We start from the raw sequence: 11,341 nt of genomic DNA, 5'->3' as shown, positions 1-11,341 counted from the left end.
GATCTATGAAAGCGCCACTCAGCCTGTTGACCCTCTGCGTGTTGCTCAGCGCGTGCGCCAACCCGGACCCACGCCCGAACAGTGGCCTGCAACCGCCGCCCACCTGGCAGTCGGCACACCATGAAAACGCCTTGATGCAGAACGCCCAGTGGTGGACGCACTTTGGCAGTCCGCAGCTCGACCAACTGATTGAACAGGCCCGCGTCGGCAGTTATGACCTGGCGGCCGCACTGGCCCGGGTGCGTCAAGCCCAGGCCACCACCGTGATCGCCGGCGGTTCGCTGTTGCCGGAAGTGAAGGCCGCGGGGAACGCCAATCGCCAGAAGCTGATGCGCGGCAACGGCTACAGCCAACTGGACGCCGACAACAGCAACAAAGCGGTGGATTACTTCGACGCCAGCCTCAGCGCCAGTTATGAAATCGATTTCTGGGGCGGCCAGCGCGCCTCCCGTGACAGTGCGCAATTCGGCCTGCGAGCCAGTGAGTTCGATCGCGACACGGTTGAGTTGACGCTGCTCAGCGCGGTCGCCAGCACCTACGCGCAAGCGTTGTCATTGCAGGAACAGCACCGTATCGCGCAGCTCAATCTGGCGAATGCGCAGAAGGTTTTGAACCTGGTACAAACCCGCTTCGACTCAGGCTCTGCCACGGCGCTGGAACTGGCCCAGCAAAAAAGCCTGGTGGCCGCGCAACAACGGCAGCTGCCGCTGGTGCAGCAACAAGCTGAAGAAGCACGAATCACCCTCGCCGCCCTCCTCGGCCGTCCGGTTCAGGAACTGAAGCTCGACGATCAGCGCTTCGACCAGCTCAGTTGGCCGGTCATCGGTGCGGGCGTGCCCAGCGAGTTGCTCAACCGTCGCCCGGACATCGCTCGCGCCGAAGCGCAGCTGGCGGCCGCACGCGCCGACGTGACCGTGGCCCGGGCGAAAATGTTGCCCACCGTGACATTGAGTGCCCAGATCGGTTCTGGCGCCGACACGTTCAGCGATGTGCTGCGCAGCCCGTTCTACAACCTCACCGCCGGATTGGTCGCGCCGATTTTCAACAACGGTCGCCTGGGTGCCGAACGTGATAAAGCCACGGCGCACCAGGAAGAGCTGCTGGAAACCTACCGTGGCGCGATCATCAACGGCTTTGCCGACGTGGAAAAAGCCCTGACCGGCATTCGCGGACTGGACGCCCAGCGCCAGTGGCAAAGTGAAGAATTGAATCAGGCGCAAACGGCTTTCGACATTGCGCAAAGCCGCTATCAGGCCGGGGCCGAGGATTTGCTGACGGTGCTGGAGACCCAGCGCACGCTGTATGCCGCGCAGGATTTGAATGTGCAGCTGCGGTTGGCGAGGTTGCAGGCGAGTGTTGCGTTGTACAAGGCGCTTGGGGGTGGGTGGCAGGTTTTGTAATGTGCGGCGTTTGTGAGTCCGCCATCGCGAGCAGGCTCGCTCCCACAATGGAACTGTGCACACAGAACTAATGTGGGAGCGAGCCTGCTCGCGATTGAACGATAACGCGGTAAGCCTGATTAACTGGTCATCGATTTAGCCTTCAAATTCCGCGCATACCAAGGCCGTTGCGGCACCTTGCGGAACAGATCTTCCAACTTCTTCTCGTCTTCACCAAAGGTAATCCGCAGCGCCAGTTTCATGGTTTCCGGGTCCATTTCCACCGACTTGCCCGCCTGCAACCCCGGCGTGGTGTTGCAGCCGTGGGTGCTCGGGCCGAGCCACGGATCGTCGATCTCGACCCAACGACCGGGCGCAAACCACTGCACACCATTGACCTCCAGCCGACTGACTTCCCCCGGATGAAAGCGCTCATGCGCACGAAACCAGTCTTCGAGACGGTCATCGATCCAGCCATGGAAATGCCAGAACACCGGATTCACATGGGAGGAAAACGGGTCGCCAAGAAAGTCGTTTTCCGCCGCGAACCAACGGGCGGAAAAGTCCGCGGTGTCCCGGGCGAACGGCACAGGCTGGCCGTTGGACGGATCACGGGGTACCGACGCCCAGCGCATGTGCAGCCAGTCATGCAGCCCGAGTTCGACCTCGGAACCGAACTGCCCCAAGGTTAATTTCGACAAGTAACGCGGGTCACGGTATCGCGATTCCCAGACCTGAAAATTGCTGTGATAGGTCTCGGCGGTCTTGAGATCGGCGACCCACTGCGAGTATTCGTCATCGTCTTCGGCGCGCCAGGCCGGCGGCAAAGCGGTGCCGTCGTGGTTGTCGAAGTAACGGGCAAAGCCCTGGCGATCACGCACCAGCTCCGGTTGCGGCAACGGAAATTGTTGCCACGACGGCAAGTCTTGCAGGGAGCGCGCGGTGCCGAGCATGTGCCGGTGCATGAAGAAAAAGTCGATGCCCGAGCCATTGCGGTCCTTGCGCGGCCCGCGCGCATCGCGCTCCTTGTCCCGAAGCCCCGGCTGCCAGCCAATGCCGCGCAAGGCGTTGCGCTTGTCTTCGGACAAGGTGTGCCATTTATCGCGGGAGGCATGCCAGAGCTGATGGAACAAGCGGTGCTCGGGCGAAATCAGCCACGCCAACAACGCCGGGCCCAGGCCCGTGCGCTCACGCGCTTCAGGGAACACCTGTTTGACCGCGACGAAACGATTGTCCTGAGCGGTCAGGGCCAACGGACGATCCAGACGCAGCACACGCCCACTCAAGGTGCCGCTGCCGGCATTGCCGAATGCGGCCCAGACTTCGTCCAGCTTGAAGGTGAATTCGTAGTCCGGCGTCCCGGTCGGGGATCGGGAATCGATCAGGCGCCAGCTCAGCTCTTTGTTATCTACGCCCGTCAGATCGCCGAGGACGCGATAGCGAGGCTTCGGTGCGGCACGCAGCGCCTCGAAAGTATCGAGAAAACCGTTGAGCCCACGGCCCTTGTGACCGACGTCGAGCAGCAGTTGCAAACCCTCGCGAGGCAAGCCGTCGAGCCCCGCGTCACGCCCCTCGAAGCGAATGTCCCAGACGCCCTGCAAGGTGTTGGCCAAACGCTGACCGGCCACATCCGCGACGTCGAATGACGCTTCGCCGGGAGTAATGGTCGGGTCCGGTTTTGTCAGTTCGCGATGCCCGTAATACGCCGCAGGCAGGGCGGCACCGGTCAGTGCCAGACCCGCCAGGAACCATCGTCGAGAAATCGTCATTGCCCTACCTGTGTCAGCCATGGAGCAGGCTTTATCCAAGCTAGAACGTTTGTTGCCCCCACAAATTTAGAAGCTTCGCGGGCAAGCCTCGCTCCTAAAGGGTTTGTGCGTTGACCTGTAGGAGCGAGGCTTGCCCGCGAAGAGGCCCTCAGCCTCACTAAATTTTCCAGCCAGCCACTCGTTCTTCCCAGATAGCAAAGGCCCCCGCGCCTGCACCCTCGACGGCGAACCTGACTGAGATGGCAATGACAAAACCTCGTTCGAAAAAGGCTCTTTTCATTGGCCTGCCCCTGGCACTGGCCATCGCTGGCGCGGCAGGGTTTGCGGCCTGGGATTACTGGTTCAACGACAACCCCGGCTACCCGGTCGCGGTGATGAAGCAGGCCGATGAACTGCAAGAACGCATCCTCTCTTTCGACAGCCACATCACCGTGCCCATGGATTTCGGCACCGCCGAAAACGAGGCCGACAAGGACGGCAGCGGCCAGTTCGACCTGGTCAAGACGGCGCGTGGTCGCCTGTCAGGCGCGGCGCTGACCATTTTCGGCTGGCCCGAAATCTGGAACGGCGACAACGCCCCGCACCGCCCGACCGCCGGGTTCATCGACGAAGCCCGTCATGAGCAGGAGACCCGCTACAAAATCATCACCACCCTGGTGCGCGACTTCCCCAATCAGGTGGCCATTGCCTACACCCCGGACGATTTCCGACGCCTGCACGGCGAAGGCAAGTTCGCCGTGTTCATCAGCATGCTCAACGCCTACCCGCTGGGCAACGACGTCAACGCTCTGGATAAGTGGGCCGCGCGCGGAATGCGCATGTTCGGTTTCAGTTACGTGGGCAACAACGCCTGGGCCGATTCGTCCCGGCCGCTGCCATTTTTCAATGATTCCCGTGATGCGCTGGGCGGCCTGTCAGAGCTGGGCAAGCAAGCGGTGCATCGCCTGAACGACCTCGGGGTCATCATCGATGTGTCGCAAATGTCGACCAAAGCGCTTGAGCAAGTCAGCCAATTGAGCCGCGCACCGATGGTCGCCTCGCACTCTGCGCCACGGGCGCTGGTGGACATCCCGCGCAACCTCAGCGACAGCGAAATGCAGCTGATCAAGAACAGTGGCGGCGTGGTGCAGATCGTCGGTTTCCCGACCTACATCAAGCCACTGAGCCAGGGCACCCAGGACAAACTCAACGCCCTGCGTGCGCGTTTCGACCTGCAACCGCTGCAAGGCCTCGAGATGGCGCTGATGCCGGGCGACCCGGTTATCACCGTGTGGTCGGAACAGCGTTTCGGCGAATACGCCAGTCAGCTCTACGGCATTGTCGATGAAGAACCCAAGGCCACCCTCAAGGATTACGGCGACGCCATCGACTACGCAGTGAAAAAAATCGGCATCGATCACGTCGGCATCAGCTCCGACTTCAACGACGGTGGCGGCCTGAACGGCTGGAAAGACGTCAGCGAGGCACGCAACGTGACCGCCGAGCTGATCAGCCGCGGTTACAGCGAAGCCGACATCGCCAAGCTCTGGGGCGGCAATTTTCTGCGGGTCTGGGATCAGGTGCAGAAGTCCTCCAGACCCGTCGCCAAACACTGACATTCACTTTGCCAAGCGAACCGAATTCATGACCAACCGTCGTACATTCCTCAAGCAGGCCGGCATTGTCGCGGCCGCCATTCCCCTGGGTTCAGCGGTCAGCCTGCCGGCACTGGCCGCCACGCCGGCGCCGCTGCCCAAAGACAAATGGGCGCAGTTTCGCCAGCTGTTCAATCAGGATCCCGATTACCTGCATTTCGCCAACTTCCTGGTGACCTCACACCCACGTCCCGTGCGCGAAGCCATCGAGATGCACCGCGCTAACCTCGACCGCAACCCCGGCCTGGCGATGGACTGGCATCGCGGCGAAACCGAACGCCGCGAAGAAGACGTGCGTGTGTGGGCGGGCCGTTACTTGAAAGCCAAGCCTTCGCAGATCGCCCTGACCGGCAGCACCACCGAAGGCCTGGCGATGATTTACGCCGGCATTCATGTGCGTCCGGATCAGGAAATCCTGACCAGCGAACATGAGCACTACGCCGCCAACAGCGTGTTTGAATTCCGCACCCAAAAGGACGGTACGAAGGTCCGTAAAATCAAATTGTTCGAAGACCCGTCCAAGGTTTCAACGAAAGAAATACTGGCCTCGATTGCCCGCAACATTCGCCCTGAGACTCGCGTGCTCGGTATGACCTGGGTGCATTCCGGCAGCGGTGTGAAGCTGCCCATCGGCGAGATCGGCAAACTGGTCGCCGAGAAAAACCGCGACCGCGAGGACAAGGATCGCATCCTTTATGTGGTCGATGGCGTCCACGGTTTCGGCGTGGAAAACCTCGATTTCCCGGACATGCATTGCGACTACTTCATTGCCAGCACCCACAAATGGATGTTCGGCCCGCGAGGCACCGGGATCATCTGCGCGCGCTCCGATGAAATGAAGGACCTCACGCCGACCATCCCGACGTTCTCCGAAGCGACCACGTTTTCCACGGTCATGACGTACGGCGGCTATCACTCGTTTGAACACCGCTGGGCGCTGACCGAAGCGTTCAAATTGCATCTGGACCTGGGCAAGGCCGAGGTTCAGGCACGCATCCATGAAATCAACAACTACCTGAAAAAGCGCTTGCAGGAGCACCCGTCGGTGGAGCTCGTCACGCCGTTGTCGCCCGAGTATTCCGCCGGCTTCACGTTCTTCCGGATCAAGAACCGCGACTGCGAAGAAGTCGCCAATTTCCTGATGGACCAGCGCGTGGTCTGCGATGCCGTCGACCGCGATGTCGGCCCGATCATTCGCCTGTCGCCGGGCCTGCTCAACACCGAGGCGCACATCGATCGCGTCATGACGCTGTTGGCCAGCAAGCTCTGAAACACCGATTTCCTTTAGCGAGAATGCATATGAAAAACATCCTGCACAGACTCGGGTTGTCGCTCCCACAACTGGGGACGCTGACCATCCTGGCATTGCTCGGCGCCGCGTTGCCCGGCGCTGCCCAGGCCACTACTGCGCCGCTGCCGGGCAAGGTGTTCAAGGATTGCCGCAACTGCCCGGAAATGGTGGTGCTGCCCGCCGGCACCTTCACCATGGGCACGCCGGAAGGTGAAGTCGGTCGCGAACCCGATGAAGGCCCGATGCACGAAGTGACATTCGCCAAGCCGTTCGCCATGAGCCGTTACCAGATCACCGCCGGCGAATGGGACCAGTACCTCAAAGAAACCGGGATCACTATTCCCGACGGCGACACCCGTCCCGGCCGCGAGTGCATCAACAGCAAGCCGCGTTATCCACAAAGCCCGCGTCAGCCGGCGGTGTGCATGAACTTTGCCGAGGTCAGCGCGTATGTCGCGTGGCTGTCGCTCAAGACCGGCCAGCACTACCACATCGTCAGCGAGGCTCAGCGCGAATACGCCGCCCGCGCCGGTTCAACGGGGCCGTTCCCGTTCCCGTTCGATGAGGGCACCGAGTACAGCATCGCCACCCATGCCAATACGTACGGGCCAACCGACGGCTACAGCTACACCTCCCCGGCCGGCAGCTACCCGCCGAACGCCTTCGGCATGTATGACATGCACGGCAACGTCTACGAGTGGATCGCCGACTGCGAACACAGCGATTACGTAGGCGCCCCCACCGACGGCAGCGCGTGGGTCGAACCCAACTGTGAAGCCTTGCAGATTCGCGGCAATGACTGGGGCGAAGCGCCGGTGTTCTCGCGTTCCGGCAACCGCAACAACATCTACCCGCAGACCCGTGGCGACTGGATCGGTTTCCGCGTCGTACGCGAACTTCCGTCCAAAGGCTGACACCCCTTCCCCCCGGCCGCCGCCAGTCGGCGGCCGTCTAAATTAAACGCCTGACCACACGTTCTACTGGGTATCTGCCTCACGACCCAAGGAACCCTTTCCTCATGACCCAGCCTACGCGCGGTGCAATTCAAGAATTGTTCACCCTCCTGAAACCGTTCCGGCTGGTGGTCAGCCTGTCGATCATTCTGGGCATGGTGGGCGGTCTGAGCGTGACGGTGCTGCTGGCCACGATCAACAATGCTCTGCATTCGGAAAGCGGCCTGACCCAAGGCGTGGTCGCACTGTTCGGCGGCCTTTGCCTGTTGGCGCTGGCGAGTTCGATCTGCTCGGACATCGGCACCAACTACGTCGGCCAGCACATCATCGCCAAGCTGCGCAAAGAGCTGGGGGAAAAGGTGCTGTCGGCGCCCATCGAACAGATCGAACGCTATCGCAGCCACCGACTGATCCCGGTGCTGACCCATGACGTCGACACCATCAGCGACTTCGCGTTTGCCTTCGCGCCGCTGGCCATTTCCCTGACCGTGACCCTCGGCTGCATGGGCTACCTGGCCCTGTTGTCGTGGCCGATGTTCCTGATGATGGTGCTGGCGATCGCCATCGGCACCGGCATCCAGTTCTACGCACAGGGCAAGGGCATCAAGGGCTTCATGGCCGCCCGTGACGCCGAAGACGAATTGCAAAAGCACTACAACGCCATCGCCGGCGGCGCCAAGGAGCTGCGCATTCACCGTCCGCGCCGCCAGCGCATGTTCACCTCGGGCATTCAGGGCACGGCGGATTTCATCTGCAACACCCAAGTGCGCTCGATCAATACCTTCGTGATCGCCAAGACTCTGGGGTCGATGCTGTTCTTCGTGGTCATCGGTCTCGCGCTCGCCCTGCAGTCGTTCTGGCCCAGCGCCGACAAGTCGGTGATGAGCGGTTTCGTCCTGGTGCTGCTGTACATGAAAGGCCCCATCGAGCATCTGGTCGGCACCTTGCCGGTGGTCAGCCGGGCGCGGATTGCCTTCCGCCGCATCGCCGAACTGTCGAGCCGGTTTTCCTCGCCCGAGCCGCACTTGCTGCTCAACGACACCGGCAAAAAACCGGCTGTGGTCAACAGTCTGCAACTGGACAACGTCAGCTATGCCTTCCCGGCTGCACCGGGCAGCGAAGCGTTCCGCCTGGGGCCGGTGAACCTGACCATCGAACAGGGCGACATCATTTTCATCGTCGGCGAAAACGGCTGCGGCAAGACCACGCTGATCAAGTTGCTGCTGGGGCTATATGCACCGCAGCAAGGCGCAATCCTGCTCAACGGCGAAGGTGTCGATGCGCAGAACCGTGACGACTATCGCCAACTGTTCACCACGATTTTTGCCGACTACTACCTGTTCGATGACGTGGTGCAGGGCGATCAGCACATTCCCGAAGACGCCAACAAATACCTGCAACGCCTGGAAATCGCGCACAAGGTCAGCGTCAAGGACGGCAGTTTCACCACCACCGACCTGTCCACCGGCCAGCGTAAACGCCTGGCACTGGTCAATGCCTGGCTGGAAGAACGCCCGGTGCTGGTGTTTGACGAATGGGCGGCCGACCAGGACCCGACCTTCCGCCGGATCTTCTACACCGAGCTGCTTCCGGACCTGAAGCGCCTGGGCAAAACCATCATCGTCATCTCCCACGACGACCGCTATTTCGACATGGCCGATCAACTGGTGCGCATGGAATCGGGCCGCGTGGTGACGGAACGGGCGACCGCCTGAGCACCGTTGAATCCATATACCTCGACGATTTCCGGAGTTTGTTTTCCGGTTTCGTCGGGGTGATGCGTCTAATAATAATTATCATTAACTAAAAAAATCTGCACACCTTAGGAGCGATTTGAGCAATGCAAAGCCCTACCCTGTCCCGCGCGCCGTTGGCTCTGGCCATCGCGCCGCAAAAGAAATTCCGAACAGTCGTACCGGGTGCGTTGCTGACCCTGTTGCTGCTGGGCACCTCTCAGGTCCAGGCAGCGCCGGTGAACGTCAACGTGCCTGCGCAATCGCTGGCCAGCGCGCTGCAGCAACTGGGTCAACAGACCGACCTGCAGATTCTGTACAGCCAGGACATGGTCAACGGCCTCAAGTCCACGGCGGTTTCCGGCAATCTGGAGCCGGAACAGGCATTGAATACGTTGCTGCTGGGGAGCGGCATTACGTTTCAACTGACTGGCAACACCGTTTCGCTGATTCCGGTCGCGGGTAACTCCAGTGCGCTGCAACTGGGTGCGACCGCCATTTCCGGCGTGGCGCCGGGGCCTACCACCGAAGGTACGCATTCCTACACCTCCGAAGAAGTCAGCATCGGCAAGGGCAACATCAAGCTCAAGGATATTCCGCAGTCAGTGTCCGTCGTCACGCGCCAGCGCATGGACGACCAGAACATGAACAGCCTGCAAGACGCGATGCGCCAGGTCACCGGCGTCACCATCAAGACGTACAACTCCGGTTCCAGCCTGAACGACGTCTACATGCGCGGCTTCCTCGTCGACCAGGTGCAGGTTGACGGCGTATCGCAACCGACCGGCCAGGGCGACATGGGCACCAGCTTCGACCTCGCGATGTACGATCGTGTCGAAGTGCTGCGCGGCCCATCCGGCCTGTATCAAGGCGCTGGCGAACCCGGCGGCACCATCAACGTGGTGCGCAAGCGCGCCCTGAACAAATTCGCCCTCGGCGGCGAGCTGGGCGCAGGTTCCTATGACCACTACCGCTCGATGGTAGACGTCACCGGTCCGTTGAACGATCAGGGCACCGTGCGCGGTCGCTTCATCACCGCTTACGAGAACAACAAATCCTTCGTCGACTCCGCCCAGAACGAACGCCCGATGGTGTACGGTCGCCTGGAATTCGACCTCGACCCATCCACCACCCTGTCGGTCGGCGGCGCCTACCAGCAGAACCACTCCACCCCGGCGTTCGGCTTGCCGGCCTTTGCCGACGGCAAGTTGCTGGACGTGCCGCGCTCGACGTTCGTCGATGCCAAGTGGAACACCCTGAACGAGAAAGTCTGGGAGTCCTTCGCCGAGGTCGATCACGCGCTGGACAACGGCGGTCAGTTCAAGACCACCGTCACCTACCGCGACGCGGAAACGCCACAGCGTAACTTCACCTGGGCCGACGGTGCCGTCGATCCGGCTACCGGTGACAGCTGGGCCGTGGCGTACGACTACTACACCCACATCAAAACCATCGGCGTCGACAGTTTCGTCACCACGCCGTTCGAATTCGCGGATCGCAGACACGAGTTCACCGTGGGCGCCGAGTACCAGCACCTGGACAGGGATTTCACCTACGGCGGCGGCGAGTACTTCCCGATCAACGTCTACAACCCGGGCAGCATCGACATTCCCCACAACGACTATGTGCACAACAACGGTAACTGGTCCAAATCCGATCAGTACGGCCTCTACACCCGTGCCAAGTTCAACGTCACCGACTGGCTCGATGTCATCGGCGGCAGCCGCGTGACCTGGTACGAAAGCGACGCGAAGAACGCCAACACCTTCTTCAACAATTTCGGCGAAGCCCACACCAGTATCAACCGCAAGGTTGTGCCTTACGGCGCCATCATCGGCAAGATCACCCCGGAACTGTCGGCCTACTTCAGCTACACCGGCGTGTTCAAACCACAGAGCGAAATCGGAACAGACGGCGAGCCGGTCGGCCCGCGCAAAGGCAAGCAGTACGAGATCGGCCTCAAGCGCGAGTTCTATGACGGTCGCCTGAACGCCAGCATCGCCGCCTTCCGCATCTACGATGAAAACCGCGCCGAATACGACAACACCTCCGGAGCCTACATGACCGAAGGCAAGGCACGTAGCGAGGGTTGGGAAACCGAGCTGAGCGGCAATCTGACCGAGAATTGGAGCATCGTCACCGGTTACGCCTACACATCGACCAAGTTCCTGGACGGCGATAAGGCCAACAAAGGCAAGACCTTCAGCACCATTACGCCTAGGCACAACTTCAACCTGTGGACCAAGTACGAGTTCACCGACGGTCCGCTCAAGGACTTCAGCGTCGGCGGTGGCGTGCGTGCGGTCAGTGACACCTACTACCAGCGTGACGTGAAGTTCCAACAAGGCGGCTATGCCATCACCACGGCGCAGGTCGGCTACAAGTTCAACGAAAACCTGTCGTCGACATTGACCGCCAACAACCTGTTCGACCGCAAGTACTACGATCGAGTGGATGCTTCGTGGGGGACAAACTTCTACGGCGATCCGCGGAACTTGACGTTGACGTTGCGGGCTAACTATTGATTGTTGGGGTAGGTAATTGCTAAATACCACTGGGCCGCTTGCGGCCCAGTTTTGGTT

At 61.0% G+C, this 11,341-nt stretch carries 7 protein-coding genes; 6 read left to right on the top strand and 1 reads right to left on the bottom strand.

Annotated elements, in window-relative coordinates:
* The first annotated feature begins 5 nt into the window (after nt 1-5).
* Nucleotides 6-1,400, top strand: a complete 1,395-nt coding sequence (locus tag ACYZUC_RS29285) for an efflux transporter outer membrane subunit (protein ID WP_461992107.1) — start codon at nt 6-8, stop codon at nt 1,398-1,400.
* Nucleotides 1,401-1,519: 119 nt separating this feature from the next.
* Here the strand turns inward: ACYZUC_RS29285 and pvdP are convergent, their stop codons facing one another.
* Nucleotides 1,520-3,148 (bottom strand): pyoverdine maturation tyrosinase PvdP, encoded by a 1,629-nt coding sequence (gene pvdP / locus ACYZUC_RS29280; protein ID WP_461992105.1) that lies wholly within the window; start codon nt 3,146-3,148, stop codon nt 1,520-1,522.
* A 245-nt stretch (nt 3,149-3,393) separates the two neighbouring features.
* On the opposite strand from pvdP, the gene pvdM reads away from it, so the two are divergent.
* The 5 genes from pvdM (at nt 3,394) to ACYZUC_RS29255 (ending at nt 11,284) form a co-directional block, all read left to right on the top strand.
* Nucleotides 3,394-4,743 (top strand): pyoverdine-tailoring dipeptidase-like protein PvdM, encoded by a 1,350-nt coding sequence (pvdM, locus tag ACYZUC_RS29275; RefSeq protein ID WP_008032325.1) that lies wholly within the window; start codon nt 3,394-3,396, stop codon nt 4,741-4,743.
* Nucleotides 4,744-4,771: 28 nt separating this feature from the next.
* Complete coding sequence (gene pvdN, locus ACYZUC_RS29270; protein WP_461992103.1) at nt 4,772-6,052, top strand: pyoverdine-tailoring periplasmic protein PvdN; 1,281 nt, start codon at nt 4,772-4,774, stop codon at nt 6,050-6,052.
* 29 nt (nt 6,053-6,081) lie between these two features.
* Nucleotides 6,082-6,987 (top strand): dihydropyoverdine dehydrogenase, encoded by a 906-nt coding sequence (gene pvdO / locus ACYZUC_RS29265; RefSeq protein WP_461992101.1) that lies wholly within the window; start codon nt 6,082-6,084, stop codon nt 6,985-6,987.
* Between the two features lie 104 nt (nt 6,988-7,091).
* Complete coding sequence (locus ACYZUC_RS29260) at nt 7,092-8,741, top strand: cyclic peptide export ABC transporter (protein WP_461992099.1); 1,650 nt, start codon at nt 7,092-7,094, stop codon at nt 8,739-8,741.
* 125 nt (nt 8,742-8,866) lie between these two features.
* Nucleotides 8,867-11,284 (top strand): TonB-dependent siderophore receptor, encoded by a 2,418-nt coding sequence (locus ACYZUC_RS29255; protein ID WP_461992097.1) that lies wholly within the window; start codon nt 8,867-8,869, stop codon nt 11,282-11,284.
* Nucleotides 11,285-11,341: the final 57 nt, after the last annotated feature.

This window comes from Pseudomonas sp. GT1P32, from assembly GCF_054897805.1.
This window is presented reverse-complemented; position numbering and strand designations above follow the sequence as displayed.

Excerpts from the sequence above, each read along its gene's own strand:
- pvdO (WP_461992101.1), top strand. The coding sequence starts at position 6,082 with ATGAAAAACATCCTGCACAGACTCGGGTTGTCGCTCCCACAACTGGGG.
- ACYZUC_RS29260 (WP_461992099.1), top strand. The coding sequence starts at position 7,092 with ATGACCCAGCCTACGCGCGGTGCAATTCAAGAATTGTTCACCCTCCTG.
- pvdP (WP_461992105.1), bottom strand. The coding sequence starts at position 3,148 with ATGACGATTTCTCGACGATGGTTCCTGGCGGGTCTGGCACTGACCGGT.
- pvdM (WP_008032325.1), top strand. The coding sequence starts at position 3,394 with ATGACAAAACCTCGTTCGAAAAAGGCTCTTTTCATTGGCCTGCCCCTG.
- ACYZUC_RS29255 (WP_461992097.1), top strand. The coding sequence starts at position 8,867 with ATGCAAAGCCCTACCCTGTCCCGCGCGCCGTTGGCTCTGGCCATCGCG.
- pvdN (WP_461992103.1), top strand. The coding sequence starts at position 4,772 with ATGACCAACCGTCGTACATTCCTCAAGCAGGCCGGCATTGTCGCGGCC.
- ACYZUC_RS29285 (WP_461992107.1), top strand. The coding sequence starts at position 6 with ATGAAAGCGCCACTCAGCCTGTTGACCCTCTGCGTGTTGCTCAGCGCG.